13 protein-coding genes and 1 tRNA gene are annotated in these 17,203 nt (G+C 57.5%); 5 read left to right on the forward strand and 9 right to left on the reverse strand.

The annotated features are described in order from the left end of the window. Positions 1-21 precede the first annotated feature (21 nt). The 3 genes from ACQZ51_RS05290 (at position 22) to ACQZ51_RS05300 (ending at position 1,670) form a co-directional block, all read left to right on the forward strand. Positions 22-98 (forward strand) — tRNA-Met (locus ACQZ51_RS05290). Positions 99-334: 236 nt separating this feature from the next. Continuing rightward, a complete protein-coding gene (locus ACQZ51_RS05295; RefSeq protein ID WP_448775796.1) occupies positions 335-658 on the forward strand; it encodes a hypothetical protein in 324 nt (107 codons plus the stop codon). A 640-nt stretch (positions 659-1,298) separates the two neighbouring features. Further along, positions 1,299-1,670, forward strand: coding sequence for a hypothetical protein (locus ACQZ51_RS05300; RefSeq protein WP_042617739.1), 372 nt, complete (start codon positions 1,299-1,301; stop codon positions 1,668-1,670). Between the two features lie 92 nt (positions 1,671-1,762). Here the strand turns inward: ACQZ51_RS05300 and recQ are convergent, their stop codons facing one another. The 9 genes from recQ to ACQZ51_RS05345 form a co-directional block, all read right to left on the reverse strand. Then, on the reverse strand, positions 1,763-3,571 hold the full coding sequence (recQ, locus tag ACQZ51_RS05305) for a DNA helicase RecQ (RefSeq protein WP_448775799.1): 1,809 nt from the start codon (positions 3,569-3,571) through the stop codon (positions 1,763-1,765). A 70-nt stretch (positions 3,572-3,641) separates the two neighbouring features. Beyond that, complete coding sequence (locus ACQZ51_RS05310; RefSeq protein ID WP_448775801.1) at positions 3,642-6,299, reverse strand: nitrate reductase; 2,658 nt, start codon at positions 6,297-6,299, stop codon at positions 3,642-3,644. A 2-nt stretch (positions 6,300-6,301) separates the two neighbouring features. Beyond that, the gene (nirD, locus tag ACQZ51_RS05315) at positions 6,302-6,631 is read right to left on the reverse strand and encodes a nitrite reductase small subunit NirD (protein ID WP_448776579.1); all 330 of its coding nucleotides are present in this window, start codon (positions 6,629-6,631) and stop codon (positions 6,302-6,304) included. A 102-nt stretch (positions 6,632-6,733) separates the two neighbouring features. Further along, positions 6,734-9,184 (reverse strand): nitrite reductase large subunit NirB, encoded by a 2,451-nt coding sequence (gene nirB / locus ACQZ51_RS05320; protein WP_448775803.1) that lies wholly within the window; start codon positions 9,182-9,184, stop codon positions 6,734-6,736. Between the two features lie 6 nt (positions 9,185-9,190). Further along, the gene (locus tag ACQZ51_RS05325) at positions 9,191-9,988 is read right to left on the reverse strand and encodes an ABC transporter ATP-binding protein (protein WP_448775805.1); all 798 of its coding nucleotides are present in this window, start codon (positions 9,986-9,988) and stop codon (positions 9,191-9,193) included. Positions 9,989-10,001: 13 nt separating this feature from the next. Further along, on the reverse strand, positions 10,002-10,865 hold the full coding sequence (gene ntrB, locus ACQZ51_RS05330) for a nitrate ABC transporter permease (RefSeq protein ID WP_448776581.1): 864 nt from the start codon (positions 10,863-10,865) through the stop codon (positions 10,002-10,004). A gap of 48 nt (positions 10,866-10,913) precedes the next feature. Continuing rightward, a complete protein-coding gene (locus ACQZ51_RS05335; RefSeq protein WP_448775807.1) occupies positions 10,914-12,212 on the reverse strand; it encodes a CmpA/NrtA family ABC transporter substrate-binding protein in 1,299 nt (432 codons plus the stop codon). A gap of 379 nt (positions 12,213-12,591) precedes the next feature. Next, positions 12,592-13,857: a CmpA/NrtA family ABC transporter substrate-binding protein gene (locus tag ACQZ51_RS05340; RefSeq protein ID WP_448775809.1), complete on the reverse strand. Its 1,266-nt coding sequence runs from the start codon at positions 13,855-13,857 to the stop codon at positions 12,592-12,594. Between the two features lie 29 nt (positions 13,858-13,886). Then, entirely contained in the window at positions 13,887-14,474 is a 588-nt protein-coding gene (locus ACQZ51_RS05345; RefSeq protein ID WP_042617732.1) for an ANTAR domain-containing response regulator, read from the reverse strand. A 151-nt stretch (positions 14,475-14,625) separates the two neighbouring features. Between ACQZ51_RS05345 and ACQZ51_RS05350 the strand changes: the two genes are divergently transcribed. Together ACQZ51_RS05350 and ACQZ51_RS05355 are read left to right on the forward strand one after the other, a co-directional pair. Next, complete coding sequence (locus ACQZ51_RS05350) at positions 14,626-15,339, forward strand: FadR/GntR family transcriptional regulator (RefSeq protein WP_448775811.1); 714 nt, start codon at positions 14,626-14,628, stop codon at positions 15,337-15,339. Between the two features lie 380 nt (positions 15,340-15,719). After that, positions 15,720-17,198: an amino acid permease gene (locus ACQZ51_RS05355; RefSeq protein ID WP_448775813.1), complete on the forward strand. Its 1,479-nt coding sequence runs from the start codon at positions 15,720-15,722 to the stop codon at positions 17,196-17,198. The last annotated feature ends 5 nt before the right edge of the window (positions 17,199-17,203 follow it).

Here is a 17,203-nt window from a genome sequence, read left to right on the forward strand (position 1 = left end):
GCAAACGCAAAAACCTGGTAACGCGGGGTGGAGCAGCCCGGTAGCTCGTCAGGCTCATAACCTGAAGGCCGCAGGTTCAAATCCTGCCCCCGCAACCAATCAAAATTGTAACAACTTCCAATCAGAATATTTGCTTTTAAGCTCGTCACCATATTGCTCGATCGGCATTTACCACAAAGGCGTGCCGTAATGTTTTCTGATCATTTGCAAGGTAAGCAATATGATTTCAGCTATAATATCAGTTCTCGCGCTCTATCTCGGGGTTCTGAACAGTTTCCTCGCCCGCTTTGCGGGGACATGTACCCAGGGTGACGCTGATCGTCTGCATTGAATCGTGGTTTCCGTACCCTTCTTTGTCCTCGCATTGCTTTGTTTGTCGCGTACCAACCACCCAAAGGGTACGATGATTGTTTGCTTGCCTGCGTTGCCCCTGATGCTCTGGCAAGCTTGGTTCGCAGTGGAACTCTCATTTGCAGTTCTTGCTCATAAATTGAGCGCCTGTCAGGTCATCGAGGGTGTGCCCTATGAATATAGCGGCGGCGAAATCAAGTTCGCCATTCTATGGCCGGTCGTGATACTCGGCACCCTCGCAGCGGCGACCATGGTGTACTTCATCCGCCGCTCAAAAGCTGTCAACACGCCAGAGATCCACGGCTGAGCCAGCCGATCCCGCGGTGCTCATGGCTAGTTGGCTCCGCGTCGTTCAACTACCCAAGAGAGATACTGGGGCATGACATTCCTTGCCTGTGCTGAATTGACTAGACGGAACTGGGCTATCAAATTGCTCATCTGCCGCAGAGAGTTCGCTCACCAGCTTCTCACCCACTAGCGAACTTACGCAGCAGTGGTGTCCATCTGGAACTCGCTTGAACGTCAGCCATTAGCGTAAGCGCATAAGTAAAGGCTAACTCGACTTGAGTGATGCACTGTGAGTGCGAAATTTGCTTCCGGGCGCACTGCTCTGATGCAAAAAAATGATAGATGATACTCCTGCACTGCAGGTGTGGCTTGCTTGCCGTGATGGCCGCGGTCGATATCACCCCGCGTCCTGAGCGTTGAGTGCGACCATGAGAATGGAACGGGAGTCTATCGACTTCCCTCGGCATCGACAGCCTCGCGGTATTGGTTCGAGAATCGATTCTGATGAGCTAGCGCTTCGGGTTGTTAAGGGCCAATCTGATTTCAGGCAGATGCACATTTTCGTTTCCAACCGGTCGCCAGACGAAACAGGATTGCTTGCTGTCATAGACGCGCTATATTTCCTGTGCTGACGAAGAAAAGCCTGGGAGGAGCATTTCATGAGACGGACTTGGCCGGACGAATTCAATTCTATTTTGAAAGATGCGCAGGAGGTGACGCTGGATGTGCCTGCGTCGGCGCCAGCTGGGCAACCCAATGGGCAAGCGACCCGGCGGCAGGCATTGAAAGTGCGTATGACGCAGAGCGATTATGAGCGTATCTGGCCGCTTGCGGAGGCGCGTTACCGTCTCGAAGGACCAATGTCCGGTAAGGCTATCACGCTGATAGCCAACAATCCTCACTATCAGAAATGGCATCCCGTCGATGGTGGTTCTGAGGAAGAGATGTCGGACAGCGGCAAGCCGTTCCAGATACCTTACGTGATCGTGCACTTCTTGCTCGATGATGTCAGTGAGCCTGTTGCTGCCTAAGAGAGGGATCTCTCTGATCCGCAAGGTATCACTCGTTTCGAGCCTGTCTGAAATTCCTCATGAGGCGGTGACCTCCACCGTCTCATGATTGATCATCGGGACTGGAACTCCGCGATGACCTCCAGAAAAGCGGGGCCGTATCGGACCAGTTTTGCCTCACCGACGCCTGGCACTTCTGCCATTTCACTGCGGGATGTGGGTCTGGCGCCCGCGAGCTCGATGAGGGTCTTATCGTGAAAAATGACATAGGGCGGCAGGTTCTGCGTGCGTGCGATTTCCATCCGCCGCTCCCGCAGCGCTTGAAAAAGAGCGGCATCTTCAGCTGGCAGATCGATAGTTTTAGCACCGCTTGATTGCCGGTCACGGCTGGTTTTGCGGGGGGCTTGCGGTTTGCGCAGCATCAAGGTCGGTTTTTCGCGCAAAAAATCCCGTCCCGTGTCGGATATCGATAGCCCACCATGCCCGGCAAGATCGACCTCGATCAGGCGCGCCGCGATGAGTTGGCGCAGGATTGCGCGCCATGTGCGGTTATCGTGCTCTTTGCCGATGCCATAGGTGGAAATTTGGTCGTGGCCGAAGCGTGTTATGCGCTCATCTTCAGCACCGAGCAGGACGCTGATGATGTAGGCCTGTCCAAAGCGTTCTCCGGTTCTGTAGACACAGGACAGGATTTTCTGAGCCGCAATGGCGCCATCGAACAGTTCTGGTGGTTCGGCGCAGGTATCACAATTGCCGCAGGGTTCGCAGCTGTCACCGAAATAGGAAAGCAGTGCCTGTCTTCGGCATCCCGCCGTTTCGGCCAGGCCCAGCAGGGCATCCAGCTTTTGTCGTTCCATATGTTTGCGCTGGTCGGGCGCATCAGACTCTTCGATAAAGCGATTGCGCAGCGCGATGTCGTCTGACCCGTACAGCATGAGTACATCGGACGCTAAACCATCGCGACCGGCGCGTCCTGTTTCCTGATAATAGGCCTCGATGCTGCTTGGCAAATCGATGTGGACGACAAAGCGGACATCCGGCTTATCAATGCCCATTCCGAAAGCGATTGTTGCCACCATGATGATAGCCTCGCCGTGCTGAAAGCGGGTCTGGTTTGCCTCACGATCTTCGCGGGACATGCCAGCGTGATAGGAGAGGGCGTCATAGCCTTCGCTGCGCAACCACTCGGCTGTCTCTTCCGTCTTGCGTTTCGACAGGCAATAGATGATGCCGCTTTGATCCTGATGATCTCTCAGGAAGCGTTTGACCTGCGCCCTTGGATTGTCCTTTTCCATAATGGCATAGCGGATATTCGGCCGGTCAAACCCGGCAATAAACGCATCCTTGGCGTCGATCCGCATATGTTCGAGAATTTCGGCGCGGGTCGGCTCGTCTGCCGTGGCTGTCAGCGCCATACGTGGCGTGTTCGGGAACCGCTCTGTCAGCAAATCCAGTTGCCGGTATGGCGGGCGAAAATCATGACCCCATTGAGATAGGCAGTGGGCTTCGTCGATGGCGATGAGCGACAGGGATACGCTCTCAAGCGCATCGAGAACGTCCGCTTTCAGCAATGTTTCGGGCGCGGCGTACAGAATGCTGACCTTGCCGGCGCGGATATCGGCCCAGAGCGCGCGGCGCTCATCTGGCAAAAGATTGGAGTTCAGCGCTTCGGCTCTGACACCTGCCTGGCGCAGAGCTGCAACCTGATCGACCATCAGCGCAATCAACGGAGAAACCACAAGCCCCATTCCGGGGCGGCACAGTGCCGGGATCTGGTAGCACAGGGATTTGCCGCCACCCGTTGGCATCAGCACGAAAGCATTGTTACCGGCAATCACGTGTTGGACGATGTCGGCCTGCTGGCCACGGAACGTGTCGTAACCATAGACAGTTTTCAGAATATGGAAGGGATCAGTGTGCACGCATGTCTTCTTTGAGATTCGGTTCTGCGGCACCACAGTCCATATCGCCGCCAATCGCAACCCTTTCCAGTCACTGCGCGGCGGTTTTCAGACAAACATCGATCAATCCAAGGATTTCAGCGCGACACGAGCCGCAATTCGTTCCGGCACTCGTGCATGCGCCCACACTTTCAACGGATCGGCAGCCATCACGGATGGCAGCCGTGATCTGGTTGATGCCGACACCGAAACAGGAGCAGACGGTTGCCCCCGGATCTGCGCTGTGTGCGCCCGGCCTGCCGGCAACAAGCCCAAAGCGGGCGCGGATATCATCATGGCTTGCTGAAAGTTGAGAGACGGCCCAGCTTCGGGCGACGGAAACGGGCGTATCAGCAATGAAGATTGCCGCTAGCAGCTTGTCTCCGTCAAAAAAGGCAAGGCGGACCTGCGCGCCCTTTCTGTCGGCATATCCCACCGGTTCGATATGGGGCGCGATACCGAACACCTTGCGTACCCATTCTGCCCAGTCACCAGGTGTCTCATCAAAGCCCAGTTCGAGGCGGTAGCCGCCTTGCGCCTTGGCCACAGCCCAATAGGCGCAATCGAGTTTGTCCGGCATTTGGCTTGATACAGCAAAGCCATAGGATTTCACGTCAAAGCGCTGCATTTTTACGGCAATGTTTTTCGATGCCGGCTGCCCAGAGAAAGCATCGGTCAGCGGCGGCACTAGTTTGTCCACTCTCGCATTTGCCGCAAACTGGTCGTTCCAGTGCATGGGCACGAAGATGTTGCCCACTCTTTGTCGTTCCGTGACGAGGGCACGCAAGATGATTTCGCCGAGCGGGCTTTCGACTTTCACAAGGTCGGCTGTCTCTATGCCCGCTTCCATCGCGTCACGGGGATGAATTTCCACAAAGGGCTCGGCCATATGTGCGGAAAGGCGGGCGCTTTTTCCGGTCCGCGTCATGGTGTGCCACTGGTCGCGAATGCGGCCAGTATTCAGCGTGAGCGGAAACTCTGCATTGACGCGCGATGTCTGCGGCAGGACGGTGGTTATGAAGCGGGCTTTGCGATCTGGATGGAAGAAACTTCCGTCGGCAAAAAAGCGTCTGATCTGTGGCTCTTGCCCGGCGCTTCTTGGCCAGGTGAAAGGCAGCATTCTTTCATACTCCTCGGCGGCGATATCGCTGCATGCGCCAATATCGAAATCACGGGCACCATGATTTTCAAAGGCCGATAGGCCTGCGTGTTCGGCAAAGATGTCGGCTGGCGTCTCGTAGTCAAAAGCCTCGCCGAAACCCATGCGTCTGGCAACCTCGGTCAACTGTCGCCAGTCTGGCAAGGCCTCATCGGGCGAGGGCAGAAAGCTGCGCTGGCGCGATATACAACGCTCCGAGTTGGTCACTGTGCCATCCTTTTCTCCCCAGCCTAAGGATGGAAGAAGCACGTCTGCATAGCGTGTCGTATCGGTGGTCCGCATGATATCGGACACAACGACGAAGGGACATGTTTGCAAGGCAGCTTCCATCGCGCTCGCATCCGGCATGGAAACCACAGGGTTGGTTGCCATGATCCACAAAGCCTTGATGCGGCCATCGGCCACGGCTTTGAACATGTCCACGGCTTTCAAGCCCGGCTTGTCGGCAATGACGGGTGAATTCCAGAAGCGCTGGACGCGGCTGCGATCGTCGGCACTTTCGATATGCATATGGGCTGCCAGCATATTGGCAAGGCCGCCGACTTCGCGCCCGCCCATGGCGTTTGGCTGGCCGGTGAGTGAAAATGGCCCCATTCCCGGCCTGCCAATGCGGCCGGTCGCCAGATGGCAATTGATGATGGCATTGACCTTGTCCGTACCGCTCGCCGATTGGTTGACGCCCTGGCTGTAGCAGGTGACGGTCTTTTCCGTGCGCTCGAACAGATCATAGAACTCGGTGAGTTCGGCAATGGTCAGCCCCGTGGCCTCTGCGATCTCGGGGAGGCTGTATTCCCCCGCGGACAGGACGGCGGCGTCGAAACCGCTGGTGAAGCTTTCCACATAGGTCTGATCGATGGCGCGGCACTTGGCCAGATGGGCGAGAAGACCGGTAAACAATGCCACATCGCCATCCGGGCGAATGGCGAGATGCATGTCGGCTATATCGCAGGTCATGGTGCGGCGTGGATCGATGACGACGATCCGCATCTGTGGTCGCTCATCTTTGGCCGCAGCCAGACGCTGGTAAATAACGGGGTGGCACCAGGCCAGATTGGAGCCGGTGAGGATGACCAGATCAGCCTCGAATATGTCTTCGTAAATGCCGGGCACAGTGTCCGAACCGAAAGCACGGCGGTGGCCTGCGACTGAAGACGACATGCAGAGCCGGGAGTTCGTGTCGATATTGGCTGAGCCGATGAAGCCTTTCATCAGCTTGTTGGCAACGTAATAATCTTCCGTCAGCAATTGGCCCGATACATAGAAGGCGACGGCATCAGGCCCGTGTTCGGCAATGGCTTCAGAAAATTTCGAGGCAACGAGATCAAGCGCGCTGTCCCAGGTCACCCGCTCGCCACTGACCTGCGGATGCAGAAGACGTCCGTCGAGATCGATGGTTTCGGCCAATGCCGAGCCCTTGGAACAGAGCCGCCCGAGATTGGCCGGATGGTCGGGATCACCTTTGACGGTCACAGCGCCATCATCGGCGACTTTCGCGATGACGCCGCAGCCGACGCCGCAATAGGGGCAGGTGGTCTTGACCTCGTTAGCCATGGTCACTCCGCTGCAATCATGAGGCTTTCAAGCGCAATCGATAGCCTTCCATCCACATTGCGAACGGGAATGGTGCGCACCGTACCCTCATCCGCGCCCAGCGCCTTGCCGGTTTCCAGCGAAATCACCCAATTGTGCAGCGGGCAGGTGACCGATGCGCCATGCACGATGCCCTGGCTGAGCGGCCCACCCTTATGGGGGCAATGGTCCTCGATGGCGTAAACGTCGTTTTCCGCCGTGCGGAAAACAGCGATTTTGCCCGATGGTGTCTTGACGCAGCGCGCGCCGCGCAAGGGAATGTCCGAGATATCGCCAATATCGACCCAGTTCATCATTTTCGTCCCGTGTTTGCCGTGAGAATTTCAGGTGGGGCGAAACTCCTCTTTCGCCCCACCCGATTGCCCATATGTCCGGTCTTCTTCATGGGCAGGCGGCTACTCTGCGGCTTGATTAAAGCCGATGGTCGCCATGGGTTTGAACTCGTGCTTGTGTTCGCCCGACACCCGCTCAGACCATGGGTCCACCTGCGCGAACTTCTGGCTGAAGACGAAGCGCTCGAAATAGGCCTTGCGCTTTTCGGCATCGCCCATGATCTGGCGGCGAACTTCGTCGTAGCCGATGCGCTTGGCCCATTTGTAGATGCGCTCGAGGTAACGGCCTTGTTCGCGGTACATCTGCGTCAGCGCCACAATGTGCTCCAGCGCCTCATCCTCGGTTTTGACAAGGCCGAGGATTTCCGTGCCCTTGATGTCGAGGCCTGCTGCACCGGCGAAGTGGATTTCATAACCACTATCGACACAGATGACGCCGATATCCTTGCAGGTGGCTTCCGCGCAGTTGCGCGGGCAGCCGGAAACGGCGAGCTTCAGCTTGGCGGGCGTCCATGAGCCCCACATGAATTTCTCCACGCGAATGCCAAAGCCGGTCGAATCCTGCGTGCCGAAGCGGCACCAGTCCGAACCGACGCAGGTTTTGACGGTGCGCAAGCCCTTGGCATAGGCCTGGCCTGAGATGAATCCGGCCTTGCCGAGATCGGCCCAGACGGCGGGCAGGTCTTCCTTTTCGATCCCTAAGAGATCGATGCGCTGGCCGCCTGTCACTTTCACCATGGGTATCTCGAATTTGTCGACTACATCGGCAATGGCGCGCAATTCATTGGCATTGGTCACCCCGCCCCACATGCGCGGCACGACGGAATAGGTGCCGTCCTTCTGGATATTGGCGTGAACACGCTCGTTGATGTAGCGCGACTGATAGTCGTCGGCATATTCATCCGGCCAGTCGGATACGAGGTAATAGTTGAGCGCGGGCCGACATTTTGCGCAGCCGCAGGAGGTCTTCCATTCCAGTTCCTGCATCACGGCAGGAATGGTTTTTAAGGTCTTGGCCTTGATCAGGCGGCGCACATCGTCATGGCCAAGCTCGGTGCAAGTGCACATCGGCTGAACGGCGGCGGGATTGTAGCTGTCGCCCAGCGTCAGCGTCATCAATTGCTCGACAAGGCCGGTGCAGGACCCGCAGGAGGCCGATGCCTTGGTGTGAGCGCGCACATCATCCAGCGATGTCAGGCCTTTTGAGGTGATGGTCGAGGTGATCTTGCTCTTGCAAACGCCGTTACAACCACAGATTTCCGCATCATCCGGCAAGGCTGCAACGGCCGCCATAGGGTCCAGTGGGGACCCTCCCTGATAGGACTGGCCGAAAATGAGAGTATCGCGCATGGCGGAGATATCGACGCCCTTTTTCTTCAGGTCGTTGAACCACGCTCCATCGGAGGTTTCACCGTAAAGAACGGTTCCGATAATACGGTTGTCTTTCAAAATGACGCGCTTGTAGACACCGGCGGTGGCATCGCGCAGCACGATTTCCTCACGGTCATCACCATCGGCGAAATCACCGATGGAAAACAGGTTGATGCCCGTGACCTTCAGTTTGGTCGGCGTATCCGCATGGACGAAGGCTGGCATCGTATCGCCCGCCAGATGGGCCGCCGCCACCCGCGCCATTTCGTAAAGTGGGGCGACGAGGCCATAGACCATGCCGTCCACTTCGGCGCATTCTCCAACGGAGAGAATATCTCCATCCGATGTGCGCATGCCCGCATCCACGACAATACCGCGATTGACGGCAAGGCCCGCATCCTTCGCAAGGCCAATATTGGGACGAATGCCGACTGCCATCACCACAAGCGTGGCTGGAATGATGGTGCCATTGTCGAGTTCGATGCCTTCGACCTTATCGGTCCCGGTAATCTGCTTGGTGTTGGCCTTGGTGATAACCTTGATGCCACGGTCTTCCATGGCCTTTTGCAGGAGATAGCCCGCCGCCGGGTCAAGCTGGCGCTCCATCAGCGTCGGCATCACATGCAGCACGGTCACGTCCATTCCGCGCATGGAAAGACCGGCTGCCGCTTCCAGCCCCAGCAAACCGCCGCCGATGACAACAGCTTTTGCGCGGGATTGGGCCGCCAGCAGCATGGCATCGACATCGTCAAGATCACGATAGGTGATGACGCCGGGCAAATCCTTGCCCGGAACCGGAATGATGAAGGGAACCGAGCCGGTGGCGATGACCAGTCTGTCGTAGGGTTCGGTCACGCCCTGATCCGAAGTCACTGTCTTGGCGGCACGGTCAATATTGACGATGCGGTGGCCCTTATAGAGCGTAATGCCGTGCTGGATGTACCATCCATCGCCATGGATGATGATGTCCTCATAGGTCTTCTCGCCCGAAAGCACCGGCGAGAGCATGATGCGGTCATAGTTGACGCGGGGTTCCGCGTTGAAAATCGTGACCTGATAGTGACCCGGGGCTTTCTCGAACAGTTCTTCCAGCATGCGCCCGGGGGCCATGCCGTTTCCGATGATGACAAGTCTTTCTGTCATGGGTGTTTACTCCGCAGCTTCAACGAAGCGATGACGTTCGTAGAGGAACTTCAGCACGGCTTCGCGGCATTTGAGGTAGGTTCGGTCAGAGGCAAGCTCGATGCGATGGCGCGGCCTTGGCAGCGGCACATCGAGAATTTCACCGATATGGGCGGCAGGTCCGTTGGTCATCATCACGATGCGGTCGGACAGAAGAACGGCCTCGTCGACATCATGGGTGATCATGACCATGGTGTTGCCAAGACGGGAATGGATCTCCATCACCGCATCCTGCAAATGGGCGCGGGTCAGGGCATCGAGCGCGCCGAAGGGCTCATCCAGCAGCAGGATTTTCGGCTCCATGGCCAGCGCCCGGGCGATGCCGACGCGCTGTTTCATGCCGCCGGAAATCTCCGATGGTTTCTTGTCTTTCGCATGGGCCATCTGCACGAGGTCGAGATTGCGCATGACCCAGTCGTGGCGCTCGGCCTTGGTCTTCGAGTCGCGAAAGACCTTTTCGACGCCGAGATTGACGTTTTCATAGACCGTCAGCCACGGCAGCAGGCTGTGGTTTTGAAACACCACGGCGCGTTCCGGGCCGGGTTCGTTCACCTCTCGATTTTCCAGAAGCACGACGCCGGAGGAGACCTTGGTCAGGCCCGCAATGAGATTGAGCATGGTGGACTTGCCGCAGCCGGAATGGCCGATGACGGAAACGAACTCTCCCTTGTCGATGGTGAGGTTGATGCCCTTCAGTACCTCGGCGCGGACACCGCCCTTGTCGAAATATTTGTCGATGTGATCAAGCTTGAGATAGGCGTTCATTGTGTTTTCCTTCTCAGTTGGCCGCGCCACGGGTGACGACGTTGCCAAGTGCCGCCACCAGCTTATCGAGGACAAAGCCGACGACGCCGATGTAAGCGAGTGCAACGATGATGTCGGGCAGGCGGGAGGAATTCCACGCATCCCAGATGAAGAAGCCGATGCCGACCCCACCCGTCAGCATTTCAGCGGCAACGATGGCAAGCCACGAGAGGCCAACACCGATGCGTAAGCCCGTGAAGATGTAGGGAGCGGCGGATGGCAGCATGATCTTGTAGAAAAATTCCAGCTGGTTCAGCCGCAGCACCTGCGCCACGTTGCGGTAATCCTGCGGAATGTTGCGCACGCCAACGGCGGTGTTGATGATGACGGGCCAGATGGAAGTGATGAAGATCACGAAGATGGCCGATGGATTGCTGTCCTGAAAGGCAGCCAATGACAGTGGTAGCCATGCCAGCGGCGGCACGGTGCGCAGCACCTGAAAGATGGGGTCGAGGCCGCGCATGGCCCAGATGGATTGCCCGACGACGGCACCGAGGATGACTCCGGCAATGGCGGCAAGACCGAAGCCATAAGCGACCCGCTCCAGCGAAATCAGCACCCGCCAGCCAAGGCCGATATCCTGCGAGCCATAGACGAAGAAGGGATAGGCTATCAGGTCGTAGCTTTCCTGAAACACCTGGCTTGGCGGCGGCAAGGTTGCGCCGGGAGCGGAACAGAGCGCCTGCCAGATGCCGAGGAGCAGAACCAGCACGACGAGCGGAGGAAGTACGTTGCGGGCGATGGCCACGGCAATCTTTCGCGGGTTGAAACCCCTCGCGGGGCGGCGGGCAATAGCAATCACGGTGCCGCTTTTCGGGATTGGGGTGGCCGTTGCCATGCTGTCTGTCTTGCGGGCAGTTGCGGTCATGGTTTTATCCTGTCGTGATTACGAGGCGGCCTTGATCGAAAGGCTGTCGAGATAGGCGGATGGGTTTTCCGGATCGAAGACCTTGCCGTCGAAGAAGGTTTCCTTGCCGCGAGACTTGGATGCCGGGATATCGCTTGCTGCCACACCCAGATCCTTGGCGGCTTCGCGCCAGAGGTCTTCGCGGTTAACAGCAGAGACCAGCGCCTTGATGTCGGTGTCGGGTGCGAACTTGCCCCAGCGAATGTTTTCAGCCAGGAACCAGCTGTCGTGGCTTTGGAAGGGGTAGGATGCGCCATCTTTCCAGAACTTCATCTGGAGATCGGTTCCCTCCACCACGCGGCCGTTGCCGTAGTTGATGTCACCCTTCAGGCGGCCCAGAACGTCCTTTGGCGGTACGTTGAACCATTGGCGCTTGCCCAGAATGGCCGACATCTCTTCCTTATTGTCCATGCTGTCGCACCATTGTTGGGCTTCCATCATGGCCATCAAGATGGCCTTTGCGGCGTTTGGGTTCTTCTCCACCCAGTCGGCGCGCATGCCGAGCGCCTTTTCCGGATGGCCTTTCCAGAGCTCGCCTGTCGTGCAGGCGGTAAAGCCGATGCCCTGATTGACGAGCTGCTCGTTCCAGGGTTCGCCCACACAGAACACATCCATGTTGCCGACCTTCATATTCGCAACCATCTGCGGTGGCGGAACGACGATGGTGGAGACATCCTTGTCAGGATCGATGCCGCCTGCGGCCAGCCAATAGCGGATCCACAGATCATGCGTGCCGCCGGGGAAGGTCATGGCGGCCTTGATTTCCTTGCCCTCTGCCTTCTTCTTCTCGAAAGCAGCCTTTAGTTTGGAAGCATCGAGTTCTACACCGGTATCGGCATATTCCTTGGCGACCGAGATGCCCTGGCTGTCGAGATTGAGGCGGGCGAGAATGGCCATCGGCACGGGCACGTTGTTTTGCGTGACCTTGCCGGTGTGCATGAGGTAGGGCATGGGTGTTAGAATATGCGCGCCATCAATGCCGTTCGATGCGCCGCCCAGCACCAGATTATCGCGCGTGGCACCCCACGACGCCTGCTTGGCCACCTCGACATCGGGCATGCCATATTTGGCGAAGAGGCCTTTTTCGGCGGCAACGACGAGAGGCGCTGCATCCGTCAGCGCGATATAGCCGAGCTTTGCGCCGGTTACCTCAGGCGCTGCCGCTGCGGCGAATGCGCCGGATGGGAAGGCTGAGCGGATTGCGGTGATCAGGGCGGCGGTTGCCGTCGTCTTCAGCATGCCGCGGCGGCTTATATTGCCTGTGAATGTCGGTTTCATTCATGTTCCCCATTTTTAAGCCGCCGTCAGGGCGCCTGTTTCCCAAGTGCAAAAGCGAAAGTGCAAAAACAAAAAAACGCCGCTCGGAGATTGCATTTGCCGGGGGATACCCCTGGCAGCAAAAACCTTGCGACGTCTGTGTCGTTGGTAAGCAGCGGTTACGCGCTTTTATCTCCGATCGCCGTTGACCGGATGTTTTATACAAAGCAAACGCCGTGCCAGTTTTGGTGGCGTCAGGCTATGCAATTGTTAGGAAAGGCTAAATCTGGGAAGGAAGAGGCGTGGATGGGTGTTTTATGAGGAAAAGTGACGGCCTAGAAATTGCGCAGCTGAGTGCACGTGATCCATTTTTGCGCAGCATTTGTGCAGGAGGCCGAATTCAGGCCTCCTCATTTCCAGACGTATTGCCGTCTCCTGCGCGCACTGGAAAGACCCGGACATAGGCCTCTATGTCCGAAGGATCGAACACATGGCCGTCCATGAAGCGGTCGCCATCCACATCGCCTTCAACGCGGATATCCGGCTCGACGGGGGCGTTGCTAGATCCCAGCGCATGGCGATAAAGATCGGTCCGGTAGGCTGATGCGGCTGCTTCAGCGGCTTGCCTTGAAAAGCGCGTCTGCCCCCAGCGGATCATCTGGCTGTAGATCCACAGCGCCTGACTTTTGCGGGGGTAATTGGCGAATGTGTCGTGGAAGGTAAAGTAGCGTTCAATAACCCGCTGGTTCCCCAGCGCATCCACGCTGAAGCGCCCGGCCAGCACCTGCCGCAGGATCTCCATGGGTGCTCCGATGTATTTCGCAGAGCTAAGCGTTTCTGAAAGGGTGGCGTGATTGTCGATGTCGTCACACCAGCGTGCCGCCGCATCCAGCGCCACCAGCAGGCGTGAAACCGCCTCCGGCTGTGTCTCGGCCCAATCGGGTCGCATACCCACCACCTTTTCCGGGGCGGATGGCCAGATATCTTGTTTCGCAGCAACAATGCGGCCGATGCCGCGCGCGCTGGCAATCATGTTCCATGGCGCGCCGACGCAGAAGCCTTCGATGGCGCCTGCGGCCAGCGCATCCGATGTGAGCGGCGGCGGGACGACCACGAGTTTGACATCGCGATCAGGGTCAATGCCGCCAGCGGCCAGCCAATAGCGGAATTCGTAATTGTGGGATGAGAAGGGGTAGGTCACGCCAAAGGTGGGCACGGTTTCGCCGCGCAAGCGCATGTCTTGCAAAAGGGCTCTCAGCGCATTTGCGTTTTCCAGTGCGCTTGCTGTCTCGGAAAGCCCGGTAAGCTCGCGCATGCGTGAAAACAGCCGTGTCGACAGGGTAATCGCATTGCCACCCCGCCCGAGCGAGAAGGGCGTAATGGTGGGGGAGGGGTTGGAGCCGAGATCCAGCATGGACGCGACGGGCATGGGCGACAGCATATGTGCGATATCAAACTGCCGGAACGCCAGCCGGTCACGCACATTGGCCCAGGAAACGTCCTTCACCAGATCCAGCGTCAGGCCTTCACGCTCCGCAAAGCCGAATTCGGCAGCCGCGATCAGCACCGAGGCATCGACAAGCGGAATGAAGCCTGCGCGCAGGGTGCGCTGGCTGTCATTGCCGATCAGGGCCGGGGCTTTGTCTACGCGACCGTTGCTGGTCATGGTCTGCTTCCTTTCGCTCCGTCAGCCGTTCACATCAACAGACCGGCTGCCGTCACCACGCTCTGCGCGATATCGGAGAGTTTTTTCTTTTCGTTCATGGCCGTCTGGCGCAAAAGCGCGAAGGCTTCCTCCTCTGAAAGCCCGCGCATCTTCATGAGAATGCCCTTCGCGCGCTCAACGATCTTGCGGTCCTCAAGTGCGGATTTGGCATCGGCTAGCTCCCGTTTCAGGCGGCTGAAGGCATTGAAGCGGCTGACGGCCATATCGAGAATGGGTTTGACGCGCTCTTTCTTCAGGCCGTCCACAATGTAGGCCGAAACGCCCGCCTCCACGGCTGCCTCGATGGATGCGGTGTCCGATCGATCCACAAACATGGCGATGGGCCGCCCGACAGTGCGTGTCAGTTGGAACAGATGCTCCATCATGTCGCGATTGGGATTTTCGATATCGATGACGATCACGTCTGGACACAGTGTTTCGATGATGCGCGCAACGCCGTGCACTTCATGAATGACCGTCACACGGTCATGCCCCGCTTCCCGCAATCCCTCCTCGATAATGGAGGCGCGGATGGCGTTTTCGTCGATCACCAATATGGTCAGGTCGCGCAGCGTCATGGGGCATAGATGACGCAGCGCCTATTGATTTGCAATCTTTTTCGGCGCGCTTAAAAATTAGGCGTATTCGCTTTTATTGTTTCGTCAAAACCGGCTGAGGTCTACTTCGGATGCCTTGACAATGATCGCCTGTTTATAAAAGGTTAGCGGCATGAGTGCAGGGGTGGAATTTTTATCAGAAACAAGTCCGATCAGCCGTAAAAGCGCGGCGGAATCGGTCTTTGAGGATTTGCGTCTGGCAATCGTCTCGGGGCGGTTGAGCATTGGCACGCGCTTGCCTGCCGAGACGCATCTGGCTGGCAAATACGGCGTCAGTCGACCCATTGTGCGTGAGGCGCTGCGCTCCTTGCAGACGCTTGGCATGACCCAGACCCGGACAGGCAGCGGCACATTTGTTCTGACCGACAGGCCAAGCCCTGAGCTGAGCTATGGTGGTTATTCGGCGCGCGATCTCATCGAGGCCCGGCCCTATATCGAAGTTCCCGCTGCCGGATGGGCCGCCGTTCGGCGCACGGGCGAGCAACTCACCGGTATTCTGAAGCTGTGTGATGCGATGGATGCGCAGGAAGACCCGCTCAAATGGGTCAAGCTGGACTCTGAGTTTCACGGCGCCATTGCCGAAGCGTCCGGCAATTCGGTTTTCGCCAAGGTCCTTTCTGATGCGCGCGATTCGCTAAGCCAGCAATCGGGACTGCTGAACGTCATGGCTGACCGGCGCGCTGCCTCGAATATCGAGCATCGTCTGATTGCGGAAGCCATCGCGGCGGGATCGGATGAAGCGGCCAGAAGCGCCATGGAAGCCCATCTCGGTCGCGTCAAGCAGATCATTACGTCCATCATGACCGATCGCAGGCCGCTCGGATAAGGTGGCCTTGTCGGCGTCGCAACCTTTAGCGACGCATGGTTCCCGACGATTGACAGCCCGCCAGCGTGCAACTCGAATGGCGCTCACCCGCGCCAGAACGTTTTTACGCCAACCTCATATCTTCAGTTGTTTTCATCCAGTTTGCGGCCTCACTCCGGGGCTTTCTGGTCGTTCACGCGTGTCAGGCCGTCTGGAATGATGCTTGACGTCAGAAAATTTGGCACGTATTTGAGATTGCAAAATCTGTCTTGCAGCATAGCAGACTTATATTTCGCTTTGAAATTTTTAACGCCAAGCCGCCAAGCCGTTGCGTCTGGCCCAAGATGCCAGACCGTCATGAGACGGATTTGCGGATGACTTAAGCTCTGAGGGAGGGGCGATTGTCAGTAAAGTCAAATCAGCAATATCACGAACGGGACATCCAACTCAAAGAGGACGTTGGATTTCACAAGGCTCTCAAGCCGCGCCAGATCCAGATGATTGCCATTGGTGGCGCCATCGGAACGGGGCTCTTCCTCGGGGCAGGCGGCCGTCTTGCCGCAGCCGGTCCCGCATTGGTGTTCGTCTACGCCATCTGCGGCTTCTTCGCTTTTCTGGTGCTGCGGGCACTGGGAGAGCTGATCATGCACCGCCCCTCATCCGGCTCCTTCGTGTCCTATGCCCGTGAGTTCTACGGCGAGAAAATGGCCTTTGCCGTTGGCTGGATGTACTGGATGAACTGGGCCATGACGTCAGTTGCCGATGTCACGGCGGTGGCGATCTACATGAATTTCTTCAAGCAATATGTGCCGTGGATGCAGGGCATCGACCAATGGGTCTTTGCGCTTGGCGCGCTGGTTATCGTGCTGGGCATGAACATGCTGTCGGTGAAGGTTTTCGGTGAGCTTGAGTTCTGGTTCAGCCTGATCAAGGTCATCGCTCTTGCTACCTTTCTGGTTGTTGGTGTGTATTTCGTCATTTTTGGCACGCCCATTGAAGGCCATGTGACGGGGTTCAGCCTCATCAGTGATAATGGCGGTTTCTTCCCCAATGGCATTTTGCCAGCCTTCATCATTATCCAGGGGGTCCTGTTTGCCTATGCGTCCATTGAGCTGATCGGCACTACGGCGGGCGAAACCGAAGACCCGCGCAAGGTTATTCCCGGCGCAATCCGCACGGTGGTGTTCCGGTTGCTGGTGTTTTATGTCGGCTCGGTTCTGCTTTTGTCGCTTCTTTTGCCCTACACCGCCTACAAGGCAGGTGAGAGCCCGTTCGTGACCTTCTTCGGCTCCATCGGCATCGAAGGTGCAGATATCATTATGAACCTTGTGGTGCTCACGGCGGTTCTTTCGTCGCTGAATGCAGGGCTTTATTCCACAGGCCGCATCCTTCATTCCATGGCGGTTTCCGGTTCAGCGCCGGCGGCACTGGCTAAAATGAACAAGGCTGGCGTGCCCTATGGCGGCATTGCAGTGACGGCAGTCGTCACCGTCATCGGTGTCATCATGAATGCCTTCGTGCCCGCTGAAGCCTTTGAAATTGCCCTCAATCTTTCTGCGCTGGGCATTATTTGCGCGTGGGGAGTCATCGTGTTATGCCAACTCAAGCTGTGGCATCTGTCGCGGCTGGGGAAAATGAATCGTCCTGATTTCAGAATGTTCGGCGCGCCCTATACCGGCATAATGACGCTTGTCTTTCTTTTCAGCGTGCTGGTGCTGATGGCGCTGGATTATCCTGCTGGCACATTGACGGTCGGTTCGCTCGTCATCATTGCGCCAGCTCTTGTTGCGGGTTGGTATATGTTGCGAAATCGCATCCATGAACTGGCGAAAGCCGATGCAGACAGACGCTCTGGCTCCGGGGCAGATCGTGGGCACTGATCTGT

It is taken from the genome of Agrobacterium sp. CG674 (assembly GCF_053521645.1).